22 protein-coding genes are annotated in these 26463 nt (G+C 43.2%); 13 read left to right on the top strand and 9 right to left on the bottom strand.

What is annotated here, in order from left to right:
• Positions 1-54 precede the first annotated feature (54 nt).
• Positions 55-345: an Lpp/OprI family alanine-zipper lipoprotein gene (locus tag ATY38_RS02475; protein WP_013646690.1), complete on the top strand. Its 291-nt coding sequence runs from the start codon at positions 55-57 to the stop codon at positions 343-345.
• 100 nt (positions 346-445) lie between these two features.
• Here ATY38_RS02475 and ATY38_RS02470 read toward each other — a convergent pair whose 3' ends face one another.
• Positions 446-1288: a L,D-transpeptidase family protein gene (locus tag ATY38_RS02470; protein WP_235590372.1), complete on the bottom strand. Its 843-nt coding sequence runs from the start codon at positions 1286-1288 to the stop codon at positions 446-448.
• Between the two features lie 791 nt (positions 1289-2079).
• Here ATY38_RS02470 and ATY38_RS02465 point away from each other — a divergent pair.
• The 3 genes from ATY38_RS02465 to ATY38_RS02455 all read left to right on the top strand — a co-directional run bounded on the left by ATY38_RS02465 (position 2080) and on the right by ATY38_RS02455 (position 4428).
• Entirely contained in the window at positions 2080-3282 is a 1203-nt protein-coding gene (locus ATY38_RS02465; protein WP_062557894.1) for a porin, read from the top strand.
• 86 nt (positions 3283-3368) lie between these two features.
• The gene (locus tag ATY38_RS02460; protein WP_235590371.1) at positions 3369-3845 is read left to right on the top strand and encodes a hypothetical protein; all 477 of its coding nucleotides are present in this window, start codon (positions 3369-3371) and stop codon (positions 3843-3845) included.
• 88 nt (positions 3846-3933) lie between these two features.
• Complete coding sequence (locus tag ATY38_RS02455; protein WP_062560066.1) at positions 3934-4428, top strand: DUF2806 domain-containing protein; 495 nt, start codon at positions 3934-3936, stop codon at positions 4426-4428.
• Here ATY38_RS02455 and ATY38_RS02450 read toward each other — a convergent pair.
• Both ATY38_RS02450 and uvrA read right to left on the bottom strand, forming a co-directional pair.
• Complete coding sequence (locus tag ATY38_RS02450) at positions 4412-5683, bottom strand: glycerate kinase type-2 family protein (protein ID WP_062557892.1); 1272 nt, start codon at positions 5681-5683, stop codon at positions 4412-4414. The genes ATY38_RS02455 and ATY38_RS02450 overlap by 17 nt on opposite strands.
• Positions 5680-8499 (bottom strand): excinuclease ABC subunit UvrA, encoded by a 2820-nt coding sequence (gene uvrA, locus ATY38_RS02445; protein WP_062557891.1) that lies wholly within the window; start codon positions 8497-8499, stop codon positions 5680-5682. The genes ATY38_RS02450 and uvrA overlap by 4 nt, the downstream gene beginning before the upstream one ends.
• Before the next feature lie 66 nt (positions 8500-8565).
• Between uvrA and ATY38_RS02440 the strand changes: the two genes are divergently transcribed.
• Positions 8566-9948 carry an MFS transporter gene (locus tag ATY38_RS02440; protein WP_235590370.1) on the top strand — a complete coding sequence of 461 codons (1383 nt, stop codon included), beginning with the start codon at positions 8566-8568 and terminating at the stop codon, positions 9946-9948.
• A complete protein-coding gene (gene ssb / locus ATY38_RS02435) occupies positions 9949-10401 on the top strand; it encodes a single-stranded DNA-binding protein (RefSeq protein WP_062557889.1) in 453 nt (150 codons plus the stop codon). It begins immediately after the preceding gene.
• Positions 10402-10534: 133 nt separating this feature from the next.
• Here ssb and ATY38_RS02430 read toward each other — a convergent pair whose 3' ends face one another.
• Both ATY38_RS02430 and ATY38_RS02425 read right to left on the bottom strand, forming a co-directional pair.
• A complete protein-coding gene (locus ATY38_RS02430) occupies positions 10535-10741 on the bottom strand; it encodes a hypothetical protein (protein WP_062557888.1) in 207 nt (68 codons plus the stop codon).
• 175 nt (positions 10742-10916) lie between these two features.
• Positions 10917-12056, bottom strand: a complete 1140-nt coding sequence (locus tag ATY38_RS02425; protein WP_062557887.1) for an FAD-dependent oxidoreductase — start codon at positions 12054-12056, stop codon at positions 10917-10919.
• Between the two features lie 215 nt (positions 12057-12271).
• On the opposite strand from ATY38_RS02425, the gene ATY38_RS02420 reads away from it, so the two are divergent.
• From ATY38_RS02420 to ATY38_RS02400, 5 genes are all read left to right on the top strand, one after another.
• Positions 12272-12790 carry a peptidoglycan-binding domain-containing protein gene (locus ATY38_RS02420; RefSeq protein ID WP_062557886.1) on the top strand — a complete coding sequence of 173 codons (519 nt, stop codon included), beginning with the start codon at positions 12272-12274 and terminating at the stop codon, positions 12788-12790.
• 603 nt (positions 12791-13393) lie between these two features.
• Complete coding sequence (gene hpnH, locus ATY38_RS02415; RefSeq protein ID WP_062557885.1) at positions 13394-14512, top strand: adenosyl-hopene transferase HpnH; 1119 nt, start codon at positions 13394-13396, stop codon at positions 14510-14512.
• A gap of 47 nt (positions 14513-14559) precedes the next feature.
• Entirely contained in the window at positions 14560-15699 is a 1140-nt protein-coding gene (locus tag ATY38_RS02410; protein WP_062557884.1) for a glycosyltransferase, read from the top strand.
• A complete protein-coding gene (locus ATY38_RS02405) occupies positions 15677-16312 on the top strand; it encodes an ABC transporter substrate-binding protein (RefSeq protein WP_074701501.1) in 636 nt (211 codons plus the stop codon). Before ATY38_RS02410 ends, ATY38_RS02405 begins: the two co-directional genes overlap by 23 nt.
• Positions 16313-16350: 38 nt before the next feature.
• Positions 16351-19017 (top strand): MMPL family transporter, encoded by a 2667-nt coding sequence (locus ATY38_RS02400; RefSeq protein ID WP_062557883.1) that lies wholly within the window; start codon positions 16351-16353, stop codon positions 19015-19017.
• Positions 19018-19024: 7 nt separating this feature from the next.
• On the opposite strand, the gene ATY38_RS02395 is transcribed toward ATY38_RS02400, so the two are convergent.
• The 4 genes from ATY38_RS02395 to purM are packed head-to-tail and all read right to left on the bottom strand — an operon-like array spanning position 19025 to position 22772.
• Positions 19025-20296: an RsmB/NOP family class I SAM-dependent RNA methyltransferase gene (locus tag ATY38_RS02395; RefSeq protein WP_062557882.1), complete on the bottom strand. Its 1272-nt coding sequence runs from the start codon at positions 20294-20296 to the stop codon at positions 19025-19027.
• Between the two features lie 37 nt (positions 20297-20333).
• Positions 20334-21059: a DUF3108 domain-containing protein gene (locus tag ATY38_RS02390; RefSeq protein ID WP_062557881.1), complete on the bottom strand. Its 726-nt coding sequence runs from the start codon at positions 21057-21059 to the stop codon at positions 20334-20336.
• Positions 21056-21694: a phosphoribosylglycinamide formyltransferase gene (purN, locus tag ATY38_RS02385; protein WP_062557880.1), complete on the bottom strand. Its 639-nt coding sequence runs from the start codon at positions 21692-21694 to the stop codon at positions 21056-21058. The genes ATY38_RS02390 and purN overlap by 4 nt, the downstream gene beginning before the upstream one ends.
• Before the next feature lie 19 nt (positions 21695-21713).
• Positions 21714-22772 carry a phosphoribosylformylglycinamidine cyclo-ligase gene (gene purM, locus ATY38_RS02380; protein ID WP_062557879.1) on the bottom strand — a complete coding sequence of 353 codons (1059 nt, stop codon included), beginning with the start codon at positions 22770-22772 and terminating at the stop codon, positions 21714-21716.
• Positions 22773-23344: 572 nt separating this feature from the next.
• On the opposite strand from purM, the gene ATY38_RS02375 reads away from it, so the two are divergent.
• Together ATY38_RS02375 and ATY38_RS02365 are read left to right on the top strand one after the other, a co-directional pair.
• Positions 23345-24559 (top strand): succinylglutamate desuccinylase/aspartoacylase family protein, encoded by a 1215-nt coding sequence (locus ATY38_RS02375; protein ID WP_062557878.1) that lies wholly within the window; start codon positions 23345-23347, stop codon positions 24557-24559.
• A gap of 512 nt (positions 24560-25071) precedes the next feature.
• Positions 25072-26460 carry an aspartate aminotransferase family protein gene (locus ATY38_RS02365; RefSeq protein ID WP_062557876.1) on the top strand — a complete coding sequence of 463 codons (1389 nt, stop codon included), beginning with the start codon at positions 25072-25074 and terminating at the stop codon, positions 26458-26460.
• The last annotated feature ends 3 nt before the right edge of the window (positions 26461-26463 follow it).

Here is a 26463-nt window from a genome sequence, read left to right as displayed (position 1 = left end):
AAAGTTGTGAATGTTTGTGCGTGTTGAATAGAATAAACAACTGAGGAGATTGGAATGAAAGAAAAAATTCAGCATCCAGTACGTATGTTAACGCTGGCAGTAGTGGCAGGTGCTTTTATTGGATTGACGGGCTGTGCAACGACTGGTCAATTAGAAGAATTGCAAAATAAACATAATGCTGATGTCGCTTCAGCAAAAGCTGACGCAGCTGCAGCCAAACAGGCTGCGGATGCTGCTAATGCAAAAGCAAATGATGCATTACGCGTTGCAGACGAAGCAAACAGACGTTCAATGGATACGGAATCGAAAATAGATCGTATGTTTAAGAAAGCTATGCATAAATAAGCGGTTAATAGTTCTTGTATTCAGAAACCCCTCTTAAGAGGGGTTTTTTATATGTATTTGTAATTGAATTGTGTTTATGTTTAGTTAAGCTGCTGTAAAATTAATTGCTTAAGTTTTGTGAATGAATCTGAGTTTGAGTGCGTGAGATTAAAATAGGAATTCCGCTTTTTTCAATTATGGCTTGTTTTAAGGCTTCCTGATCGATTTCAAAATTTACCGGAATATTTCTTTTGTTATTACTTAATAAGAGAAAATCATTAATTGCATCGATTACTATTAGCTGGTAGTCGATATATTTTGATTCGTCTTCTTCCAGTGGGGGATGAAGCTCAATGAAAAGTGAATCTAATAACCAGCCGAGTTTAATGGGTTGATTGACCACTTGCACTTGCGTACCGACCGGAACTTTATCAAATAATGCTTCAATATCTTCTGGGTACATGCGAACACATCCAGCCGAAACGCGCATTCCAACACCAAATGGCTTGATAGTGCCATGTATTAGGTAACTACCGCTACCAATACTTAATCTCATTGCATGCCGCCCTAATGGATTAGTCGGGCCTGGTGGCACTATGCTGGGATAGGGTGGCTCACCATTTGCAATTCTATCCATTTGAAGCGATTTTGGGGGTATCCAAGTTGGATCTTTCTTTTTTTCAATTATTCTAGAGATACCCAAAGGTGTTACCCAATCCATTCTGCCGATCCCAACCGGGTGAGTAGTGACGGTAGGTTTTTCCCCTTTTTTAGGTTCAGGGAAATAGTAAATCCTCATTTCGGGTAAATTTAATACTAAACCTTTTCGCTCGGCCCGGGGGATAATATAGCGGCTTGGCAGGATAACCGTGACACCATCTTCAGGTAGCCAGCGGTCAACGTTAGGATTGGCCAGTAAGATTTCTATTTGACCAATATCGTATTGCCTGGCGATATCAAGCAATGTTTCTGAGCTGCTGGCGTGCATGGTTTTTATTTGACCGAAAATATCAATGCCGGGTGGAGGAAGAGTCCATGTTTCAGCTCGAACAATGGTAATCGTAAAAAGAAAGGCTATAGCAGGGAGAAAAAATAGCTGAGTTTTGTTCATGATCATGTCATAACAGCATCAATAAAGTTAGTGAGGGAAGTGAAATGATAACTGAAACTTTCTTATCAGTAATGTAAAAAAACGAGCGTAACTATAGGGTATTTGCAAAATCTGACGGATAATGGAAACACTCAAGGTGTTTTGTGTTTTATCTATATGATTTGATAGATAATAGAATAAGGGTTTATCGATTCAATCATGTTTTTATGCGGGTAATATCGGAATTTTGCGCAAACTCATAGAATTTTTGGGCTTAACCCACAAATACGGGTCTTAAAGTTAGTATTGATTTTAGATTTAAATTGCTTTGCAATTCGAGTCGCACTTTAAGCTTGGAAATGAATGATCAAGTATGTATTTTTCAAGTCATACATGCATGGCTAATCCTGAATTAAGCTTGAGTGAAATATATAAAAAATAAAATTATAGTCAGAAAAACAACAGGAGTGTTGTTTGGATGCAACATCGTGGTGGTTAAATTTGTAAAATATGCTCGTTTTTCTTGCAGAATGCTTATGTGTTCGGCACAATCAAATCAAACCCTCCGAGTCGGGGGGTCCGGACAAGCGGGGTGCATTCCACTGGAGTGTAGTAGGGCAAAAAGGACGGCCCCAATCGTTTTAACATTAAAGGAGAACTTCCGTATGAAGAAGAAACTTATATCGCTGGCAGTAGCTGGCGTACTTGCAGCCCCGATGGTTGTGTCAGCACAAGGAACGAATGTAACGCTTTTCGGTAGTGTGCAAGCCGAGTATGCTACAGTTAATAAAGACGGTCAAAGTAGTCAGGCTCTTATCGGTGATGATACAGGCCGTTCAAGAATGGGGATGCATGTAACTGAGAATTTAGGCGGTGGTTTGAAAGCAAAGGCGCATGTTGAATATGGTTTTAGTACTGGCAGTGGTGCATTGGGTGTTGCGCGTGAACGTTGGGTAGCGTTGGCAAACGATAGCTGGGGTGAAGTGAAATTTGGCCGTGTTCAATCTCCATTTAAAGATTTTGCGGGCGGTATGACGATTGATCCGTTTGCATACACCACTCTACAGGCTGCAGGCAGTGGTGGTACCATGACTGCTTCTGCTAATGGTTTAGGTTCAGGCGCTCAAAGTTTTGTAAATAGTGCTGTGCGTTTTGATTCGCCACGGGTTGAAGGGTTCAGTTTTGCAGGTATATTAATGCCTGGTGACTCTAATCGGTTGGATCAAGCGAATTTTATTCCTGGGTCAGATACCTACCAGGGAAGCATAGCCAATTCAGGTGGTGAAGATGGTGAGTGGGACTTCCAAGTCGCAGGTAAATATGAAGCACAAGTTGCAGGTCATAATCTAGGTTTATTCGGTGGATATTCCCGCGATAATATTAGTACTCGACAAAGAACAGTTTTAGGTTTAAATAACAATGAGCACGTGTGGCGTGGTGGTTTGATGTGGGGTTTTCAAAACTTCAAGCTCAGCGGTCAATATGAAAGAGTTAGTAATGCAGTAGGTGCAGCTACTTGTTCCAATGCTGCTGCCTTGGGTAACCCAGGTACTGGTGCTTTGGATTCACGTTCGCACTGTAATTCAGCAATGAATCTGGGTGGTGATGGCCATCTCTGGTTTGCCAGTGGTCAATATGACTGGGGTAATACCAGCTTTATCGCTCAAGGTGGTATGTCAGATGCTAACGCAACTGCCACTGCACTTAAGCATGAAGTCAGTACTTTTACTGTGGGTCTGATACATAACCTCAGCAAGCGCTCAAGTCTGTTTGGTGGTTATCAACGGGGTATGCTTGATGATAAAGCAGCAGTTAACCCGCTCAGAGACCATAATACTTATTCTGTAGGTATGCGTCACAACTTCTAAACCAACTTGGTTTTGTAAAAAAGGCACCATTTGGTGCCTTTTTTATTGTCAGAAAGAAATATAATGAATCTCTATGATTGCTATTATTGATTGATGTTTATAGAGAGGTTTCAAATATGAGTATGAAAAAATGGACTGATGAAGAGCTTATTTCAACACGTGATAATCTTGAGTCATGGAACAAACGAAGCAATGGCCCAGGTTCCGGTTCAAAAATGTGGCTGTTTACAGCTATATTAGGGGCATTTGCAATTTCAACAGGTATTGTATTTATCTTTTTTGATGGCATCGACGTATTAAGCATTTTGTTAATAATTATGGGTACTATTACGTGCGCATCATGGTATAAAAGTGAAAAGCAGCGTAAAGATAATGCTGCATTCCTGAATGAAATTAATAGAGAAATTAAATCTCGTAAGATAGAGAAGGCGCCAAAACTCAAGAATGGATCAAATGTGCAAGTAAATGAAATCGAGCATGCAGAATCAACAAATATAGATGATACAGAGACAACGACTGAAGCAAGACATCTAGAGAAAATAGAAGAAAAATCAGAAAAATAGCTTGTATATAATAATGATTCAGCCATCGATAAAATCGAATCGGTTCATTATTTATGGAAGAGATCATGCAAACAAAAGAGCATTGCCGATGAATGATTTAAATGTATTTTTCGATTTAACTCAGAAAGAGAAATGCGTTTTTGTGATGCTCTGTCAGTTTTCATGGGTGCAAGGTGAACCGTTGTTGCTTATTTTTGATGTGGAGAATGAGGTTTATTCAAAGCAAGGAATCACTCTATCAGTATTAAAGCATTTAGAGAATATTGGTTTAATTACATTTGAGAGTAAAGGTTTCGTAAAAAAAGGATTGGGAAAACATACGCGACTTTTTTATTGTGGTAGGCCGACGAAAATAGGCTTTCAGGATAATGAGAATAATTCCTTGGATCTGGGGCATGTTCTATTAACAGCGTGCGGTAAAGAATTAGCTTCAACTATTCCGGTGATTTGGAACCAGCAATTTTATGAGTATGTTATTCGCAGATGGTTTGAGCAAGGATTGGTTTTGTCTTCTATACAAATTGACCGCGATCGGAAACTAAGTTTTGTTGACCGCGTGTGTGCGATTAGAGTACCAGGATAGCGCGATAATCATTGACATTGGTATGCGTGGGACCGGTAATGATTAAATCATTTAATTGTTGGAAAAATGTATAGGCGTCATTATTAGATAGAAACGATACAGGATCCAAGCGAAGTTTATTTGCGCGAATCAGAGAATCCGGGGTGATGAGTGCTCCAGCATTATTTTCGCTGCCATCCAGTCCATCCGTATCGCATGCCAGTGCATAAACGTTATCAAGAGTAGAAAGTTCGATTAATAATGACAACAAGAACTCGGTATTACGACCTCCTCGACCATTGCCTCTCAATGTGACGGTTGTCTCACCTCCCGATAACAGAGCCAACGGTGGCTTCAGCTTTTGCGGATGTAATCTTATTTCTTTCGTCAACGCGGCATAGCATTTGGCAATCTCTCGAGATTCTCCCGTTACTGTGTCACCAAGTATTAAAGTACTTATCTCATGTTTTTTGAAATAATCCGCAGCTGCGACCAAGGATTGATGAGCGTTTGCGATAATTCTGTTTTCGACTTGATTAAAGATGGGGGAACCAGGTTTGGGTGTTTCGATGATAGCATGTTCTATGCCTGCCAATAATAGTTGCCGGATTGTTGCGGGCACATCCAGATGGTAGCGAGCGAGTACAGCAAGCGCATCAGAAAATGTGGATGGATCAGGGGAGCATGGTCCGGAAGCGATATGCGTTGCTTCATCTCCAGTAACATCGGAAATAATTAAAGCGAGGATGGGAGCTCTGCACGCGGCAGCAAGCTTGCCGCCTTGAATTGCTGATAAATGTTTGCGAACAATGTTAATTTCCTGAATGCTCGCTCCACATCGCAGTAGTTGATGAGTGACTGCTTGAAGGTCTTGCAGTGAAATACCTTCGGCTGGCAAAGATAACAGACTGGAGCCCCCTCCACTGAACAAGCAAAGCAATAGATCACTAGGTTCTAATGCTTGAGCTGCTGAGAGAATTTTTTGTGCTGCACGCTCGCCATTTTCATCCGGTATTGGGTGACCCGCTTCAACCACTTTAATTTTATGCGTGGGTAATGTGTGTCCATAACGAGTGACGACCAGTCCATCGATTCGAGCGTCAGCGGGCCATGCGTTTTCGACCGCCATCGCCATCGCGGCAGATGCTTTGCCAGCGCCCACAACAAGTGTGCGACCTGGGGGAGGATGAGGAAGATTCGACGGAATGATGTGAGTAGGGTCGGCAGCTTTGACAGCTACTGCAAAGCTTTCCAGCAAATGATCGCATGGATTCATTTTGCCAGCATGGATTGCAGATAATGGCCAGTATAACTGTTTTTATTGGCTGCAATCGCTTCCGGCGTGCCTTCTGCAATGATATACCCGCCACCATCACCACCTTCCGGGCCTAAATCAATAATCCAGTCGGCTGTTTTGATGACATCCAGATTATGTTCAATGACTACAACCGTATTTCCATGATCGCGCAGTCGGTGTAATACATTCAACAACAGATCGATATCCTGGAAATGTAGGCCGGTTGTTGGCTCATCCAGGATATACAAGGTCCGGCCTGTATCGCGCTTGGAGAGCTCCAATGATAGTTTTACCCGCTGCGCCTCTCCGCCGGAGAGTGTAGTGGCGGATTGTCCCAAGGTGATATAGCCGAGGCCAACATCAAGCAATGTATTTAGTTTCCGGGCAATCACCGGCACTGCGTTGAAGAATTCAAATGCATTTTCCACAGTCATTTGCAAGATTTCATTAATGTTTTTTCCTTTATACTGAATTTCCAGAGTTTCCCGGTTATACCGATGACCGTGGCATACATCGCAGGTAACATAAATATCTGGAAGAAAGTGCATTTCCACTTTTATCATGCCATCACCTTGACAGGCTTCGCACCGGCCCCCTTTGACATTGAATGAGAACCGACCGGGTGCATAACCACGTTCGCGTGCTTGGGGCACCCCGGCAAATAATTCCCGGATCGGAGTGAATAATCCGGTATAAGTTGCAGGATTGGAACGCGGTGTACGTCCAATCGGGCTTTGATCCATATTGATAACCTTATCGAGAAAAGCCAATCCCTCGATGTGTTGATAGGGTGCCGGTTCAGTATTACTGCCATAAAGATGGCGAGCGACTGTGCGATGTAGCGTTTCATTAATGAGTGTGGATTTGCCGGATCCCGAAACACCGGTCACACAAATAAAGAGACCTATCGGTAGAGTCAACGTAACGTTCTTGAGATTATTTCCAGTGGCGCCTTTGATTAGAAGTACCCGATCATCGTTGAGAGAATGACGTTTTTCTGGAATTTTTATTGATAATTTACCGGATAAAAATTTTCCCGTCAGAGAATCATTATCTTCCTGGATTGATTGTGGTGTACCTTGAGCAACAACGAATCCCCCGTGCTCACCGGCGCCCGGTCCCATATCCACAACATAGTCTGCTATCTGTATAGCGTCCTGATCATGCTCAACCACGATGACACTATTACCCAGATCACGCAGTTTCTTGAGTGTATTGAGCAGGCGCTCATTATCGCGTTGATGCAAACCGATGGAGGGCTCATCTAAAACGTACATGACACCCGTTAAACCGGAGCCGATTTGACTGGCTAAACGAATACGTTGAGATTCACCGCCGGACAGTGTATCCGCGGAACGATCCAAAGATAAGTAATCCAGACCGACATTATTGAGAAATTGTAAACGGTTGGAAATTTCCTTGATGATACGCTCAGCAATTGATTGCTTGTGACCCGATAATTCAAGGTGATCAAAAAATTGCTTGGCTTTCTTGAGTGGAAAAGCACTAATCTGGTAAATTGCTTGTCCGGCAACATGCACATGACGCGCAGCCTGACATAAGCGCGTACCCTGGCAATCCGGGCAGGTTTGTGCATTGAGATATTTAGCCAATTCTTCCCGCACGGTTTGTGATTCGGTTTCTTTGTAGCGACGTGTCAGATTGGGAATGATTCCTTCAAAAGAATGGGTTTCCTGTTGCTTGCGTCCGTTTTCTGTCAAATAAGAGAAATGTATTTTCTCTTTACCGGAACCATATAAGATAATGTCGCGAATAGCTTCATCCAGTTTCTCAAAGGGTGTTTCCAGATCAAAACGATAATGTGTTGCGAGGTTAGTTAATAACTGAAAGTAAAACTGATTGCGCCGATCCCAATTTTTTACCGCACCGGCGGCTAGTGATAGGTGCGGGAAAGCTACGACACGTACTGGATCAAAAAAAGTAATCTGCCCCAGGCCATCGCATTTGTTGCAAGCCCCTAATGGATTGTTGAAAGAGAATAATCTCGGTTCCAGTTCGGATAGCGAATAACTGCACACCGGACAACTGAATTTGGCTGAAAACAAATGTTCGTGACAGGTATCTATCTCAACCGCCAAAGCGCGCCCATCCGAATGGCGTAATGCAACTTCGAATGATTCGGCAAGCCGCTGTTTAGCATCCGGAGAAACCTTCAAGCGGTCAATGACCACTTCAATGGTATGTTTCTTGGTTTTCTGCAGCCTTGGCAATGCATCGATTTCATAAACTTCGCCATCAATCCGCAAACGAACAAAACCTTGTGCGCGCAGTTCGTCAAATAATTCTGCTTGTTCACCTTTGCGCTCGACGATTAACGGAGAAAGGATCATCAAGCGTGCGTCAGGCGGTAGCTGTAATACATGATCTACCATTTGTGATACGCTTTGCGCAGTCAGAACAATGTTGTGTTCAGGGCAAAAAGGATCACCCACGCGCGCGAATAGCAAACGCAAATAGTCATGAATTTCTGTCACAGTTCCTACCGTCGAACGCGGGTTGTGCGAAGTCGCTTTTTGTTCGATGGCAATTGCGGGAGAAAGCCCCTCGATCAAATCAACATCCGGTTTCTCCATCAATTGAAGAAATTGTCTTGCATAGGCTGAAAGGGATTCCACATATCGACGCTGACCCTCCGCATAAAGCGTATCAAATGCAAGTGATGATTTTCCTGATCCTGATAGACCGGTAATGACAACAAGCTTGTTACGAGGTAGGTCAAGATGAATATTTTTCAGATTATGCGTGCGTGCACCGCGTATTTTTATGGATTCCATGAACTATCTATGTATGAGTCAACCTGCTAATATACCCAACTTTTTAGAAATATAACAACTTGATTCATGTCTGCTTCATCATCTGAAAAAATGTCTCCGGCAGAATTGCGAGCAACCATTGGTTTGGCCGGTGTGTATGGCTTGCGTATGTTTGGACTATTTATCATTTTACCGGTGTTTGCTTTTTATGCTGAGGACTTGCCTGGCGGCGACAATTATACGTTAGTCGGTATTGCATTAGGAGCATACGGCTTAACGCAAGCTATACTGCAAATTCCTTTTGGCTGGCTGTCCGATCGTATTGGACGTAAGCCTGTCATATATTTGGGGTTGATTTTATTTGCTGTTGGTAGCTTGATCGCAGCTATTGCGGTGGATATATATTGGGTAATAGTGGGGCGTGTCATCCAGGGTGCTGGCGCAATATCGGCTGCTGTAATGGCTCTCGCAGCGGATCTTACGCGAGAAGAGCATCGTACTAAAGCGATGGCGACGATCGGCATGACCATTGGTACAGTTTTTGCCATTTCCCTGATTGCTGCTCCGGTTCTAAATCAATGGATAGGCGTGCCAGGGATTTTTGCTATGACCGGTATACTGGCGTTACTTGCGATGCTTGTTGTGAAGAAGATCATTCCTGATCCGCATATCAGTCGCTTTCACTCGGATACCGAAGTGTCACCTGCAAGTTTTGTAAGCGTGTTGCAGAATAGGCAGTTGTTGCGTTTAAATTACGGTATTTTTGCTTTACATGCCACATTAATGGCGCTTTGGCTTGTTGTGCCTCTCACTTTACGGCAAGCAGGAATGGCGGCGAGTGATCATTGGCAGATTTATTTGCCTGTGTTATTGCTGTCGATTGTCTTGATTATCCCAGCAATTATTTATTCTGAGAAGAAAGCCAAGTTAAAGCAGGTGTTTGTTGCAGCAATCGCTATTTTACTGATAGGGCAGATATTGTTGGCCATGATGTTTGATTCGATATGGGGTACGGCCATTGCATTATTGGTTTTTTTTACGGCATTTAATTTGTTGGAAGCTAGCTTGCCTTCCTTGATTTCCAAGATTGCACCTGTGGGTGCGAAGGGGACAGCAATCGGGGTATACAGTAGTACGCAATTTCTGGGCGCTTTTGCCGGTGCTGCGGCAGGTGGTTATTTATTCGGTACGCATGGAAGCTCTGCATTATATATGTTCTGCGGATCATTGCTGATAGTGTGGTTGGTATTGGCTGTAACGATGAAATCCCCTGCTGCTGTGCGTTCCAGAATGTATCCCGTAGGTGAAATGGACATCGGCCAATCTCGAGAATTATCGCGTCAACTTGCAGCAGTATCGGGTGTCAATGAAGCGTTAGTATTGGTTAATGAGAGAGTGGCTTACTTGAAAGTAGACATGAAAGGCTTCGATGAAAAAAAAGTGATTCAATTGCTTGGGGAGAAAACATAAATGGCTTCAGTCAATAAAGTTATACTTATTGGTAACTTGGGGAAAGACCCGGAAACTCGTTATATGTCAAGTGGAGATGCAGTGACCAATATTACTTTGGCTACTACAGACACTTGGAAAGACAAGAATGGTGAGAAACAGGAGAGAACTGAGTGGCATCGTGTAACTTTTTATCGAAAGCTTGCCGAAATTGCGGGAGAATATTTAAAAAAAGGTCGCTCAGTTTATATTGAAGGAAGGTTGGAAACTAGAAAATGGACTGATAAAAGCGGTGTGGAACGTTATACGACTGATATTATCGCCAGCGATATGAAGATGTTAGGTAATCGATCGGGAAGCGGTAGTTTTGAATCAACTCCTGATCAAGAAGAAGATCACTCGGCTCCTGCTAGATCTTCCTCAACTAAAAGTGCAAGCGGATTTGATGACATGGATGACGATATTCCATTTTAATCATATAGTTGAAAATTATTAGTTATTTCAAGCTTTATTCTTTACTTCAAAAGATGCTCGATTGAAAATCTGCCATTATGATAACCATACTTAATATTTTGTTGTTTGCGACGAGATGCTTTGTCCGAGCACGTTAACGTTCCTCAGGTAAACGGAATACTTCCTGCCGAAGTTCGGCGGGAGCCATGTTGGCTTGACGACGAGAAGGCAATGAGAACTCGATACTTGCAATATTACCGCCAATCTCCTTGGCCATATTTCTAAACTCCAGCGCTAACATGCATTTTGGAACAATAAATGTCTGCTTAAATCCAGATTTAAAATGAACAAGAATTTTCATGGTTTATCCAAGTAAGTTTTATTTATTAATGAGTTAGTTGTTAAATTAACAGCAATGATGCTGCTTCAACGACTTAAAAAAAATAAACTTTAGCCTAGAGTTATGATTCTTTTATGTCCATATATATGAGGCGCCAATTGATATGAATTCGTATTGAGGCTATCTCAGGATGTCATTATTTTAGATTGAAGCTTGCCATGAAGCTGCGATCGATATAGTTTTTCCAAAGCCAAACCCACTTTCCATGGGTAAAAAGAGCACCTCGGGAAGCAACCGCATGACGCCCTCCTGTAGTTAGTAAGCTTAAGAAGTGTCGTTGCGGCTTATAAGGTTGAAGATGTTTATGCCCCACTAATTGCGTTGAAATGTTTTTGGCCAGAAGTGGTCCCTGGCGGACAGCATAGACACCGGTTTTAGGTAAGTGCATTGGTGTAAATGCTGCGCAATCGCCTGCGGCAAAAACATCTGGATGTGAAGTGCTGCGAAAGAATTCATCAACTTGAATAAAGCCATTGTTGTCGTATGCCAATCCGCTTCTTTCCATCCATGATTGCGCACTCGCATGAATGGCCCAAGCGAGAAAATCATAGTCATGGCGTGTATAGTCATCGAGCACCAACTGATGTTCGAGCGCCGAGATCACGAATTTCCCCTGAATAAGTCGGATTCCGTGTCTTTGTAAATACCGATAGAAAAAATCCTGTACTTTCTTGTTGTGTGACTTAAGGATATGTGAATCAGCGCAAATCAAGGTGAATTCTGCACGAATAGAAGTTGTATTTGCTATTCTATAGCGCAAAGCGAGTAATATTTCTATTCCGGCAGCACCTCCACCGACAATGACAATGCGCTGTAGCCGACTTGATCGTGACTGCGTGGTAAACCAATGCTGCCACTGCTGCAGAAATTGCTTTATGGGTTTTACCGGGTAACCGTAAATAGTTGCCCCAGGGATACTATGAAGCGCAGGTTGCGACCCCACATTGATCGACAAAACATCATAACGTAACAAGAGATTATCTTGACAATCGATTTGTTTTCTTGACGGATCCATATGCATAACTTTGCAATGGACAAATTTTATACCAGCCCATTGGCAGAGTATTCGCAAATCGATATGACAATCCCCATATGCGTAGTGCCCGGCAATGAGTCCGGGTAGCATGCCAGAGTAGGGTGTCATCGTATCGCTACTGATAAGCGTTATGCGAACACCGGTAAGTGGTTTCATAGCCAGTCGTTTAATTGCAATGAGATGGCTATGACCACCGCCGATCAGGAGTAAATCTTTATTTCTTTGTGTTAAGCCTATCATTATTAACTTTTTTGTGTTGCGTTCTTATTAGAAAAATGTGATAGTTCTCACCGCAACATTATAAGTTAATACAAAATACGATAAGGAAATTACAAATATGTTGCTTGGCTTCGAAGGTGGATATGGTATTGCATTGAAATTGAAACAGTATTTCATTCTGCTTCAATGCCTGGAAGCGGCTGGATAATTTATTTAATATTTTTGGGAGATTAGTTATGAATTTTATTAAAACGAGTACATTAACATCATGTCTTGTTCTTTTTTTATCCGTAGCGCTGTTAATTGGTTGCAAACCAATATTCGAAAAAAAGCCGATACCATCCAAAGATGATCAGGCAGCTGCCGCGACAGCGCCTTCATCAGCACTGGAACCCGAACCCGAACCCGAACCCGCGGCGCTCGCGACTCCTGAGCCAACCGAAATTGAAGATGTACAAAGCTTGCAAAGCATGGACTCAGCAGAAAGTGATATTGATGCTGTAGGTATTGACATTGAGAACAACGAAGCTCCAGCACCTATTGCTGATGATGGTGATGATATTGTAAAGCCTGATACGGCAATGATACGCGATATTCAACAGGCGCTCGTGAATGCTGGATTTAATCCTGGTCCGGTTGATGGAAAGAGTGGTGGTAAAACTACAGCAGCGATTGAAGCATTTCAAAAAGAGAATGGTATTGTACCTGGAAAGATTGATAAACGGACATTACGTGCATTAGGTGTTGAGTTTTAAAAGGTAGTATTTTATAAATACCAGGAGCTATAAGTTTCTGGTATTTTTTTATTGGTGCATATTGACCATTAATCAATGAGTTGAAAAATATTTGCTATAGTGAGCGGTCATGGTCTATAGTTAAAGAACTTCTGAACAGCTTTGTTCTTCATTGTGGGCGTAGGTAGGAATATTTTTGAGTTAACAATGTGGATTTCTTATTGTGTTCGAGAAATGAAGGTTGTTGAAATACTCCATAAGAAACTGATTCTCAGAGTTCTTGGAGATATATATAAATATATATGATTAAAGCTGAGAAAATTTAGTTTTTGAGGATTTTTATTAGATTAGATATATTTCAAGTTTTTTAAACATGTATTAGTGTGTTTAATGAATTATTGAAAATTTTTTAGATAGCGGCTGCAAGGAAGAAAGAGAGAAAAGCACAGGGTGCATACTATATTAATAGTAGCACGTGCACTTACCTTAAGCCGGAATGCAACACAGATAGTTCTCAATGGTGTGCTAAAAGATACGTGACGGGCTGATTGTCAGCATTGTCTCATATTGATTGTAAATCAAGTTGTTAATAATTTGTTTTTGAAGTACTTTTGGAGGTTATTCATGGGTGTTCCCTTACGTCAGCAGATTGCAGTAGGTACGTATTTGATCAAGCAAAAATTAAAAGGAGTGAAAAAATACCCTTTGGTATTGATGCTGGAACCTTTATTTCGATGTAATCTAGCTTGCGCAGGCTGTGGAAAAATCGCACATCCTGAAGATGTGCTTGATCAACGTCTCTCCTATGAAGAGTGCATGCAAGCTGTAGATGAATGTGATGCTCCAATGGTGTCGATTCCAGGTGGTGAACCATTGCTTCATAAAGAGATGCCGCAGATTGTGGCGGGTATTATTCAGCGTAAGAAATATGTTTATCTATGTACTAATGCATTGTTGTTAAAGAAACGTATCGACGATTACACGCCATCACCTTATTTGACTTTTTCAATTCATTTGGATGGTATGCAAGAACGACATGATGCTTCAGTTTGCCAGGAAGGAGTTTTTGACCGTGCGGTTGAGGCGATTAAGCTGGCATTAAGTAAGGGTTTCAGAGTCACAGTAAACTGTACGTTGTTTCAAGGCGAAACACCGGAAGATGTGGCAGAATTTCTGGATTATGCCATGGAGTTGGGCGTCGAGGCTGCAACGATTGCTCCCGGATTTAGCTACGAAAAGGCACCGCAACAGGATGTGTTTATTAAAAGTCAGGATACCAAGGTATTATTCCGAGGTATTTTTGAGCTAGGTAAGAAACTAAAACGTAAATGGCGTTTGAATCACTCAGCATTGTATTTGGATTATCTTGCAGGGAATCAGGAGTATGAATGCACCCCTTGGGGTAATCCGACACGCAATGTATTTGGATGGCAGAAACCTTGCTATCTATTGTCAGATGAAGGTTACGCTAAATCCTTTAAGGAGCTTCTTGATGATACGCCTTGGGAAAAATATGGAACGGCTAATAATCCGAAATGTGCTCAATGCATGGCACACTGTGGGTATGAAGCGACAGCCGTAGAAGATACTTTGCGCCATCCATGGAAGGCGCTGATTGCATCACTTAAAGGGCCTAGAACATCAGGACCTATGGTTGCCGAGCCGATACCAAAATGGGCTGCAGCAGAAAACAAAGCACCTAAAAAGCTTTCCGATATAGCAGTAACACTGGTTAATAAATAGACAGCGGTTGTATTAATTCTGTATTTTAAAATTCAGTGTGAGTAAGAATGTTGATAAAGTTAGTACTTTATCTGTCGGTCTTCGGCACCCTATGTTGGTGGCTGCTAGTATTATTTCCATGGCGTCCTTGGAGTACGCGTGAAAAAATTGAAATTCTAGCGCATAGCAAAGCTATTTTCAGTGACGACCTGAGCAATATCACCGTCTTAATCCCAGCGCGTAATGAAGGTCCTTATATCCGGCATACACTCCATGGAGTTAGAGCACAAGGTGAGAATGTGCGTATTATTGTAATCGACGATCAATCCGTGGATGACACTGCGGAACAGGCCAGGCAGTGTGGAGTGCAGGTATTAGCAGGTACTGCGCCGCCAGCTGGTTGGAGCGGTAAATTATGGGCGTTAGAACAAGGGTTGCGGGAGGTTAAAACGCACTATACATTACTACTGGATGCTGATATTGAACTGGCTCCGGGAATTATTTCTGAGTTACGGCAAAAAGCGAGTAATGAGAACCTGGCCCTCGTATCGCTGATGGCTAAGCCACCTATGGACAATTTTATAGAGTGTTTGCTGATGCCGGCATTTATTTTTTTCTTCAGATTGTTATATCCATTTGAACTGGCAAATAAACCGGGATCAAGTGTTGCTGCTGCCGCTGGCGGATGTATTTTGGTAAGAACGCAAGCATTGCGTTCCACAGGTGCTTTTGCCAATTTACATGATGCATTGATTGATGATTGTACTTTGGCCGCACATATTAAGGGTAGGGGAGCACAAACGTTTATTGGACTTAGTCATGCGGCGCGTAGTCATCGCGGCTATCATGAGTTAAAGTCAATCTGGGAAATGGTCGCGCGTACTGCGTTTACGCAATTAAGATATTCATCCATTTTGCTTGTGATTTGTACATTGATCATGATTTCCATGTTTTGGATGGCGCCGTTTGCTTTTATGTTTTCGCCTGGCTTGGAAGTATATCTTGTGAGTATTCTGGCGTGGGCTGCTATGTTTTTTACTTATTTGCCTACTTTAATTTATTATCAGCGTTCCCCGCTTTGGGCGGGTGCTTTACCGATCATCGGTATTTTGTATCTTGCCATGACTTGGACGTCAGCATTGCGGTATTGGCAGGGGGAACGCGCTTTGTGGAAAGATCGTCGCTATGAAAGTAAAACAAACACTTAAATTGATAGGATGGTGTCTGATCTTAGTAATGCTGTTACCAATTCCTGCAGCGTTGAGTTCATCCGATTCACAAAAAAACGGCCCAGAACAGGCTGTAGCGTATCTGCAATCGTCTTTACTCGAGGTTATGCGAGAAGGCGAGAAATTGGATTACGATGGGCGCTTCAAGTATTTACAGCCCGTCATTGATCAGACTCATGATATCGATCTAATTATAAGAACAATATTGGGCACAACGTATTGGTCGCAGCTGGATAATGTACAGCAAGATTTAATAGTTGAAACTTTCCGTCAATTGAGTATAGCAACATATGCGGGTCGTTTTGTTCAGTATGAGGGTGAGCAGTTTCAGATCATTGAGCAGCGTGCCCTGCCGCGAGATCAAGTGTTGGTGCGCAGTCAATTGACCAAATCGGATGGTGGTACGGTAAATTTTGATTATGTGCTACATCAAGTTGCAGGGGAGTGGCGTATCGTTAACATCCTGTTTGACGGTGTGAGTGATCTGGCAATAAAACGTGGTGAATATCGTGCCATTCTGCAACGGGATGGTTTTCAGGCGCTGATTGAAATGCTCAAGGAAAAAATTGCATTGACACGACAGAGTCCATAATGATTTTTATCTATTCTTTTTCAATGGATTGATAAGACGTGAAAAACTCACTGGGTTCTGGTTATCGTTTCTTTGCGCGTTGGGCAGATATATCCTACTGCTATGCTATTTGGATTATTCTGCTTATTCTAACATTGGTTACACTGAGCACATTCTATGTAGTCAATAATCTTGGTGTTCATACAGATACGACCGATATGCTATCCGAAGAGGTTCCTTTTCGCGCAAATCATATCCGTTATCGACAATCGTTTCCTCAATATGAGGATACGTTGTTGCTGGTATTGGATGCTCCCACACCTGAACAAGCACATATAGCAGCAAAACGTTTTACTCGTTATTTGCAGGATGATGTTACACAATTTCCTGCTACTTACTATTTAACCGGAGAGCCTTTTTTTGAGCAGAATGGATTGTTCTACAAGGATTTGTCCGAGTTAGGCCGACTTACTGATTATTTGGCTGCGGCGCAGCCACTGATCGCACGTTTGGCTGAGAGTCCCACTCTATCCACATTTTCTTCGGTTTTGACAGATGCAGTTGAGGAATTACGCAAGGGGCGAGAATTGGAACTGGAGCCAGTGCTCAGTGGTATCAGCGCAACGCTGGATGCCCGGTTCACTGGCAAATCCCGGGCGCTATCATGGCAGGCGCTATTAGGTGGGGAAGCACAAAAAGATACCTATCAGGAATTGATTATCGTAAAGCCCAAGCTTGATTATTCCCAAATATTTGCTGCTGAAGGACCTATTGACGCAATTCGTACTACAGCGCAGAAGATGGGGTTTGCTCCAAATGCAACTGAAAAATTGCGTATTACAGGAGAGGTGGCACTGGCTCATGATGAACTTAATAGTGCAATGCACGGAACTCAAGACGCCGGGTTGCTGGCACTGATCATGGTTGCTGCGGTACTGCTGATTGCATTTCGTTCTGTAGGTGCAATCTTTACAATCATAGTGAGTTTATTGCTTGGTTTGTTGTTGACAGCCGCTTTTGCAACCCTTGCCGTCGGCTATTTAAACCTGATCTCTATTGCATTCGCGGTATTATATATAGGGCTGGGTGTTGATTTTGCGGTTCATTTTCTGCTTCGGCTTGAAGAAATTAGAAGGACTGATCAGACCACTGTTCCAGAAGCGGTATATAAAACAGGCGGCGATATGGGACAATCGCTGCTCATCTGTGCATTGACTACTGCGATCGGTTTTTATGCTTTTATGCCAACGACTTATCGAGGTGTTGCAGAGCTGGGTTTAATCTCGGGAACGGGTATGCTCATAAGTTTTCTGATCACGATCACAATGATACCCGCCTTACAAAAGCTTTTTCCGATTCAGATCAGGAAATCATCCTCTTCGGTTCGATTGGTCGATAAAATACTGGACCTGCCAGGGCGTTCACGCAAGCTCGTGTACAGCGTGACCAGCGTCGCTATACTGGCGTCTATTTTTGCCTTGCCACATATCAAGTTTGATTACAATTTATTGAATTTGAATAATCCGAGTGCAGAATCAGTCAAAACTTTTCAGGAGTTGTTGAGAGGTACCGAAGATTCACCTTGGCATATCAATATATTGGTCGATGATTTTCAGGAAATAGGGCAAATAGTAAAGCAGTTAAGCACCCTGCCCGAAGTTAAAAGAGTTGTCAGTATATTGGATATGGTGCCTGAGGAACAGGAAGAGAAGGGCCTTTTGATCGAAGAGATGGCAATGATTCTGGGACCCATTTCTTATTCTCCCACGGCATTTCTGATTCCGAATCCGCATACAGTTGCGCAGCAGAGAATGGCGCTGGATCAGTTAAGAATCGCATTAAGTCAATTCGTTGTTGAGCAACCGGAACATGCCGCCGCAGTTTCTGCTCGTGCATTACAGGAATCGATTGCGAATTTGCTCATGCAGCTGGGCAAGCCCGCATTGGAAAATGGCGAAGCAAAACAACAATTATTGCTTGCAGTTAATAATGATTTGCTTAGCTTGTTACCGGGCGCTATCGAACGTCTGCAGTTGGCCTTGGAGGCGCAGCCATTTTCGCAAGAAGCGTTACCGGCGTCAGTGACTGATCTTTGGTATGGTAAGGATAATGTGTATCGTATTGCAGTTTATCCATCAGAAAATATTAATGACAATGATGCCTTGCGCCGGTTTGTTCGTGCTGTGCAAGAAATTACCCCTAATGCCACGGGCGTTCCTGTTATTAGTTTGGAAGCAGGAGAGGCGGTAGTCGATGCATTTTTTCATGCGTTCTCGCTCGCACTGATTGGTGTCATATTAACGATCTGGATTATGCTTCGAAGCGCTACTGCTACTTTTATGGTGCTAATTCCGCTATTAATCGCAATATTGTTAACCGGAGCCAGTACAGTAGTGATGGATCTGTCGTTTAATTTTGCCAATATTATCGCGTTGCCGTTATTGTTGGGAATTGGGATCGATAGTAGCTTGCATATGGTATATAGAAGCCGGAGTGCTGGTGCGGATTATGAAAATCTGCTACATACCAGCACGGCACGTGCCATTTTCTACAGCGCGCTGACAACTCTTGTAGGATTTGGCAGTCTTATATTCTCCATTCATCAGGGTACATCCAGCATGGGGCAGCTGTTAACTATAGGACTGCTGTTGACTTTGGTCTGTGTTCTGATTATTTTGCCGGTATTGCTGCAATCAGCAAGCGGCAAGAAAGAGATCAGTGCTTAAATCTTCTTTATTCTGGTTTTGCCGAATCATTTCTCGTTAAAGCGGCGGCGAAGAAACCATCCGTTTGATGTAGTTTAGGAAATAACTGCAAAAATTCACCGGTATCCAGCAGTATTTTTTGCTGAGACAGCAGCTCAGCGCAATTCAACAGGTTAAACTGGGGATGCGCGGCCAGAAATTCGTTAATGACAGTTTGGTTTTCTTCCGGTAAAAAGCTGCATGTTGCATACACCAACCGCCCGCCCGGTTTTAGCAAACTGGCGGCTGCAGAAAGAATGGCAGCCTGCTTGGTTTTGAGTTCATCAATACTGTGGGGTGATTGGCGCCATTTTAAATCGGGATTGCGGCGCAGTGTCCCGAGACCGCTGCAAGGAGCGTCTATCAATACACGATCAATTTTTCCAGCCAGTCGTTTGACCTTGATATCATTCTCATTTGTGATTCGTTGTATATGCAGATTGGATAAGCCTGAACGTTTGAAGCGCGGTTTCAAGTTGTTCAATCTTTTTTCGGAGACATCAAAAGCATAAATACGCCCTTTTGAATTCATTAAAGCGCCCAGCAGTAATGATTTACCGCCCGCACCGGCGCAAAAGTCGACAACCATTTCGCCGCGCTTGGGTGCCAGCAAATAGCCCAGTAATTGGCTTCCTTCATCTTGCACTTCTATTTTTCCCGATAAGAAAAGTGCATGGCGATTAATCGCAGGTTTCCCGACAAGTCTGATGCCACAAGGGGAGTAAGGTGTCGCCTCGGCATTAATGCCTTCCTGCTTGAGCGTTTCCAGCACCTCACCGCGTTTGGCGAGGATGGTATTGACCCGGAGATCAAGTGGCGCGGATTTTTGTAGCGAGAGCCCCAAATCAAGAATATCCGTGTCGGGCATGAAATGTTGTAGTTTCTCTACCAGCCATGCGGGAAATTCGGCCTGAGTCGCCAAGGGAAATATATCCGGTTTGATAGCTTTAATCTCTGACAGCCATTTAGTCTCCACTTCGCTGATCAGCGATGCTAACTCGCGTAAATTCATTCCTTGAAGCTTAACCAGATACGCTAATATCAATGCGCGTGGCGTTACAATTTTTACCAGACTTTCAAGAAAAAAACGGTGCCGCAAAATATCAAAAACTGCTTCTGCAATGAATGCGCGATCCTGAGCTCCTAGCATTGGATTATCCCGAAAGAAACGCCGCAAGATTGCATCGGCCGGATACTCCAGAGGAAGTATAGTACGTAGGGCAACAATCGCTGCGTCCAGCTGAGAAGAAGTAAAATGCATTGATTTCCTGATGTGTAGTTGTAGCTGAAAGATCGGATTAGTAATCAGCTTTGTAGCTGATATTAATTCCGGTTACTATTTTTTCGATTTCACGGCCATTCTCTTCAATCGAAACAATGCGGACAGGGAGCATATGATTGTTTTGCGCAAGCCACAAGATCCTTTTGAGCTTTGAGTTTTTATCTTCTTGGCGGGTCAATACAATAGTTTTCATTTTCCCGAGCGGAGTATTGAGTGTTTCTTTGGTGATGGTATAACGTGATAACACCAAACCATGCCCATTGGTAATGTGGCGTTCTACATGGTGCTCAGGTAAGGGGGTAAACATAAAATTATAAGATAAACTTAAGCGGTCGAGAGTGCCTTTGGGTAGTTTTTCTTGCGCTTTGTGTTTCTGATGACTTAAAGTGACAGTGTGATTTTCCCAATCAAATATGGCCATGCTGGGTTCTTTTTTTCCGCGTTTTTCATAAGCGCGAGAAGGCCGCAATCCATTTTCAGTAATCATTCCTTCGCTATGACGCATGATACTGTTGGGCTCTAAAAGCTTGAAAATTCCCGTGGCTTGAGCTTCGCTATTAATGCTATAACTATAGCGGCCGTCGTCCATATGTTTGATTTCCATAACCTCATTGATTTCTCCTTCACCGATATCTGTTGTCACGGCATAGTTAATTTCAATGCGGGAAGGTATATCCGTTGCATAAACCGGGACTGAGAAGCTTAATACCCATACTAGAAGTGCCGCGGATGAAAGTTTCATTTGGATAGTCCCGGTGAATAAAGTGTAATTTCACAAATACTGGAATCCAGCACTTCAACGTGATTTTCATTCATTATGATCCGATCTTCCATAAACCACCGTACAGCTAGGGGGTAGATAAGGTGTTCCTGCTGCAAAACCCGGGTGGCCAATGTTTCTTCGGTATCACTGGGTAATACAGGAATAGCCGCTTGAATTACAATGGGGCCATGATCCAGCTGCGGAGTGACAAAATGTACCGTGCAACCATGAATTTTAATACCTTCTTGCAATGCGCGCGCATGCGTCCCCAAACCTGGCAAGGCGGGTAACAATGAAGGATGAATGTTCATTAACCGGCCTTGATAACGTTGCACAAAGCGATCGCTCAGTATACGCATGAAGCCAGCCAGCGCAACCAGCTTTGGCTGATACGCATCGATGCACTCTGCCAATGCGGTATCAAAAGCTTGTCGGTCGGGATAAGAGCGGTGATCAATAACGATCGTTTCAACACCATAATTTCTGGCGGTCTCTAAACCCATTGCATCGGGATTGCTACTGATTACAGTAACGCGATCGATTTGCGCTCTGGCTTCCAGCAACGATTGCATATTGCTGCCACGTCCGGAGATCAGAATAACCAGTGATTCCATGTCTTGTAATGACAATACTTCAAACTATAACAGTGGGTGCTTGACTAGATGCGCGTGACTTGATTTCACCGATTTGCCACACGGTTTCACCTTCAGCACCGAGAATTTGGATTGCGCTGTCGGCATTTCCCGGTGCGACCACGATCACCATGCCAATTCCGCAATTAAACACGCGGGCCATTTCGTATTCTGCAACATTACCTTGCTGTTGCAGCCAGTGAAATAGCGACGGCATTTCCCATGAATTTTTGTGTAATACGGCCATAACTTTTTGTGGCAGAATACGCGGTATGTTTTCAATCAACCCCCCACCGGTAATGTGCGCTAGTCCTTTGACAGGTAATTGTTGAATCAGCTTCAATATTGGTTTTACATAAATATGCGTTGGCGCCATGATGATATCAGCGATGGTTTTTCCAGCAAGATTACTTGATAGATCAATGCAATTCTGTTCGATAATCTTGCGAATTAGTGAATATCCATTGGAATGCGCGCCACTGGAAGCCAAGCCCAGTACAATATCACCGTCCTGAATTGTGCTTCCATTAATTATTTGATCTTTCTCAACAATTCCAACAGCAAATCCGGCCAGATCGTACTCATCACGGGGGTACATTCCGGGCATCTCTGCCGTTTCACCGCCGATCAGTGAGCAGCCTGCCAATTCACAGCCTTTGGCAATACCGCTGACGACTGCTGTGGCCGTTTCTACGTTCAATTTCCCGCAAGCAAAATAATCGAGGAAAAATAACGGTTCGGCACCTTGCACCAGAATATCGTTCGCGCTCATTGCAACCAGATCGATACCTATCGTGTCATGCCGCTTCAGTTCAAAAGCCAGTTTAAGTTTGGTGCCTACTCCGTCCGTACCGGATACCAAAACAGGGTTTCGATATTTCTTGGAAATTTCAAACAAAGCCCCAAAGCCACCGATTCCGGTGATTACTTCAGGGCGCAATGTACGCTTGGCAAGTGGTTTGATATTTTCAACCAGGCGATCGCCTGCCTCGATATCTACACCGGCGTCACGATAAGATAGTTGTTTTGCATCAGGATGATCAGAGTTAGAAGGAATCAAATTAAGTTCTCGCGTAGTTACTGAATAAAAGCTGCTTAAAGTTGCAATTTTAACGCAAATGAAACATGTGCATGAGATGGATGTAAAAATTCATTCGGCAGTTGATTTTGATACCACTTGTTAAAAAGGGAATCAAACCGGGGTGATGGGTTGATTATTGCTTTCTTTTTCTGAAGCTTCCGAATGATTGTTATTTTGACGGTGGGGGGGAAACTATATTGTTGATCTTACAAGATTCCTAGCCCTGTTTGCAAATGACAATCGAGGTTGTTCAGAAGTTCTTACGGATATGCCACGAGCTTTTTAGAAGAATATTGGGAGCGGGCTTTGAATATTGCATTTTAGATTTTTTAAGCGCTTATTTATTTGAATCAGCGGATAGTGACTACTACTAATTCAATAGTCATGTTGTATATATATTACACAACGAATTGTAATGTAAATTAACCGCTGTTTTAATTTTTCAATATGATTCAATTACAGTATATTGTAATTAAATTGAATATTTGATTGCTATAAAAATAGGCCTTAATACCTGGAACGAGTAATTTGTTTAATAGGGTGATCGCGCAATGTTAAAAAGTATCATCGGCCTAGCCCTTCTATTGATTGCAATTAATGGATACTCGCAGCAAACACTGAAGTTTGATGGTGTCAATGATGACTCAATTGTGAACTCTGATTCGATAACAGGTGCTTCTGCGATAACAACGAGAGAATTATCCAACGTTTCCGAATCCGGGTTCATCGAACAACCAAAGTCATCATTTGCGTTATTGGGTGCTGTGGTACCACCCGCGACAGCGATGCGGTTATCCTGGCAGCCCAATCAATCCTCGGATGGCCTTTCCATGCCAACCCCCATTCTGGTCGTTAATGGTGCTCTGTCAGGGCCTGTGCTCTGTCTAACAGCTGCGATTCATGGGGACGAATTAAATGGTATCGAGATTGTAAGACGTGTGCTTCATGGCACTGATCCTGAGAAATTATCCGGAACTATTATTGGCGTACCTATTGTAAATCTGCAAGGTTTTCAACGATCTTCCCGCTATCTGACAGATCGTCGTGACCTTAATCGTTTTTTTCCGGGAAATCCTCAAGGTAGTTCCGCTTCACGGATTGCATATTCATTTTTTAAAGAGATCATCAGTCATTGCAACTTTCTTGTTGATTTGCATACAGGTTCAGCGCATCGTACCAATCTGCCACAAGTCAGAGCCAATCTTCTGCTATCCAGCGTGGCTGAATTTGCTCAGGCTTTTGGAGTATCCGTAATTCTTCATAGCGAAGGTTCTGCAGGAATGTTGCGTCATGCTGCCGTTGAAATTGGAATTCCCTCGGTAACTTTAGAAGCGGGAAAATCCATGACATTGCAAGAACCAGCTGTTCAATATGGCGTTAAAAGCATTCAAACCCTGCTGGATAGGATGAACATGCTGGAAGCAGCTCAGCCACTAGAGGCTCCGGATTCAATTTACTATCATTCAGCGTGGGTGCGCGTAAATCATGGCGGCATTCTTCTGGGCAATGTCAGATTGGGAGATAAAATTAACAAAAATGATATCCTTGGTATTGTCACCGATCCCATTACCAATATGCGCAGCGAGATAATTTCACCCCATAACGGTCGGATTATCGGTATGGCAATTGATCAAGTGGTTATGCCCGGCTTTGCTGGCTTTCATATCGGCATTCAGGAATCCGAAGAAAGATCCGCCAGGCTTAATCATAATAAGGATCAAAAAGTCATTGTTCAGCACATATCTACAGCGCCGGAATCTGAATAATCCGCAAAATTGCAATTAAAAAATTAGAGATGCTCAAGCAAGTAACTGAACAACTGGAAGATCTTTTTTATTTAAACTCCAGTCCCTTATTTCACATATCTCATTAGTTGATTTACTTAAATCAGCCAGATTTTACATCCTGGTTCTTGATTAGACGTACATAATAATTACCATCTACGCCCAATTTCTCGAAAGTAATATTCTCAGCTTAAGTGAAGATTAGATTAGTAGTAGAGCGTTGCGTAAAACAGAAGAATTCCGAGTGTAAGTGAATAGCAGTTTTGTCATGCAAAATCTCACTGGGATAACTGAAGCATTTATGGATGCCAAAACTATGATAAATAGCATATCATGGTGCGTTTTTAGCAGCAAAAAGTGGCGCAGGAGTGGTATGATCAATGCTGAATTCGTTGCAATGATACCGCCCTTGGGCGGTATTCGTTTTTTTCTTTCCAGGAACCCTTAGACGCTAGCTTCCAGTTTGTGGCAGTTTTTTAATGCAGAGGTCATTCATGTCTTTCAGTATCGCCAATCTGTTATCACAACATCGTACCGATAAGTTCGATTTGCACGATCGGTATTTGAATGCCCAGTTGGTCAAGGTTTTGAAAACGATCGGTTATGACCGGAATTATGAGCGTGCGGCGGGGCAGTATCTGTATGATGAACAAGGTAATGAATATCTTGATTTGTTGAGCGGGTTTGGCGTATATGCGTTTGGACGCAATCATCCGACCATCGTCAATGCGTTAAGAGAGGTATTGTCACTGGATATGCCTGATTTGGTGCAAATGGATGTGTCGATTCTGAGTGGTTTATTGGCCAAGGAGATTTTGGCCACAACACCGGATAATCTGGAACGGGTGTTTTTCTGTAATTCTGGGACGGAGGCGGTTGAAGGAGCAATAAAGTTTGCGCGTTACGTTACCAAGCGCAATCGGATTATTTGTTGCGATCATGCCTATCATGGGTTGACGATGGGGGCCTTGTCGTTGAACGGCGAGCAAATTTTCAAGGATGGTTTCGGTCCATTGTTGCAGGATTGCGGTTCGGTTCCATTTAATGATCTCGTGGCATTGGAGAAGGCCTTGAGCAATCGCGAAGTGGCCGCTTTTATTGTCGAACCGATTCAGGGCAAAGGGGTAAACATCCCGGATGATAACTATCTGCCCGAGATTGAGCGCTTATGTAAGAAATACGGTACCTTGTTTGTCGCGGACGAAATTCAAACCGGACTTGGACGTACCGGTAAATTCTGGGCCATTGAGCATTGGGGCGTGAAGCCCGATATGATATGCATGGCCAAGGCGTTATCCGGTGGGTTCGTGCCGGTCGGTGCAGTGGCTATGACGCAGCAGGTTATGGATAGCGTGTTTAATCGCATGGATCGGGCAGTCGTGCACGGTTCTACCTTTTCCAAAAATAACATGGCGATGGCGGCTGGTTTGGCGAGCCTGGAGGTGATCAGAACTGAGAAACTGGTGGAAAACAGCGCGAAAATTGGTGATGAGCTGATCGGCAGGCTCAATGCCTTGACAAGTCAGTATGAGTTTTTGAAAGGAGCCCGTGGCAAAGGTTCGATGATTGCAGTTGAATTCAAGTCACCCAATAGTTTTTCGTTGAAAGCTGCGTGGATGATGTTGGAAGCTGCTAATAAAGGGCTGTTTTGCCAGATGATCACGATTCCCTTGTTTAAAGAGCACAGAATTCTGACGCAAGTGGCGGGACACGGCATGAATGTGATCAAACTTTTGCCTCCCCTTACTTTGACTCAGAAAGATTGCGACCACATCATGTGCGCATTGACCAAGACCATCGCGGATACGCATCAAGTGCCGGGTTCTATTTGGGAGCTTGGCAAAAATCTGGCCAGCCATGCGCTAAAATCAAAAGCTGGTTAATTC

The organism is Nitrosomonas ureae (genome assembly GCF_001455205.1).
In the GTDB taxonomy this organism is placed as follows: Bacteria; Pseudomonadota; Gammaproteobacteria; order Burkholderiales; family Nitrosomonadaceae; genus Nitrosomonas; species Nitrosomonas ureae.
Note: the sequence above shows the minus strand (reverse complement) of the source record. Positions and strands in the feature narration are given on the sequence as shown.

Bases quoted from the DNA above. Each gene is read 5' to 3' on its own strand.
- ATY38_RS02475 (WP_013646690.1), top strand. From the start codon at position 55: ATGAAAGAAAAAATTCAGCATCCAGTACGTATGTTAACGCTGGCAGTA.
- ATY38_RS02465 (WP_062557894.1), top strand. From the start codon at position 2,080: ATGAAGAAGAAACTTATATCGCTGGCAGTAGCTGGCGTACTTGCAGCC.
- ATY38_RS02455 (WP_062560066.1), top strand. From the start codon at position 3,934: ATGAATGATTTAAATGTATTTTTCGATTTAACTCAGAAAGAGAAATGC.
- ATY38_RS02450 (WP_062557892.1), bottom strand. From the start codon at position 5,683: ATGAATCCATGCGATCATTTGCTGGAAAGCTTTGCAGTAGCTGTCAAA.
- uvrA (WP_062557891.1), bottom strand. From the start codon at position 8,499: ATGGAATCCATAAAAATACGCGGTGCACGCACGCATAATCTGAAAAAT.
- ATY38_RS02440 (WP_235590370.1), top strand. From the start codon at position 8,566: ATGTCTGCTTCATCATCTGAAAAAATGTCTCCGGCAGAATTGCGAGCA.
- ssb (WP_062557889.1), top strand. From the start codon at position 9,949: ATGGCTTCAGTCAATAAAGTTATACTTATTGGTAACTTGGGGAAAGAC.
- ATY38_RS02430 (WP_062557888.1), bottom strand. From the start codon at position 10,741: ATGAAAATTCTTGTTCATTTTAAATCTGGATTTAAGCAGACATTTATT.
- ATY38_RS02425 (WP_062557887.1), bottom strand. From the start codon at position 12,056: ATGATAGGCTTAACACAAAGAAATAAAGATTTACTCCTGATCGGCGGT.
- ATY38_RS02420 (WP_062557886.1), top strand. From the start codon at position 12,272: ATGAATTTTATTAAAACGAGTACATTAACATCATGTCTTGTTCTTTTT.
- hpnH (WP_062557885.1), top strand. From the start codon at position 13,394: ATGGGTGTTCCCTTACGTCAGCAGATTGCAGTAGGTACGTATTTGATC.
- ATY38_RS02410 (WP_062557884.1), top strand. From the start codon at position 14,560: ATGTTGATAAAGTTAGTACTTTATCTGTCGGTCTTCGGCACCCTATGT.
- ATY38_RS02405 (WP_074701501.1), top strand. From the start codon at position 15,677: ATGAAAGTAAAACAAACACTTAAATTGATAGGATGGTGTCTGATCTTA.
- ATY38_RS02395 (WP_062557882.1), bottom strand. From the start codon at position 20,296: ATGCATTTTACTTCTTCTCAGCTGGACGCAGCGATTGTTGCCCTACGT.
- ATY38_RS02390 (WP_062557881.1), bottom strand. From the start codon at position 21,059: ATGAAACTTTCATCCGCGGCACTTCTAGTATGGGTATTAAGCTTCTCA.
- purN (WP_062557880.1), bottom strand. From the start codon at position 21,694: ATGGAATCACTGGTTATTCTGATCTCCGGACGTGGCAGCAATATGCAA.
- ATY38_RS02375 (WP_062557878.1), top strand. From the start codon at position 23,345: ATGTTAAAAAGTATCATCGGCCTAGCCCTTCTATTGATTGCAATTAAT.
- ATY38_RS02365 (WP_062557876.1), top strand. From the start codon at position 25,072: ATGTCTTTCAGTATCGCCAATCTGTTATCACAACATCGTACCGATAAG.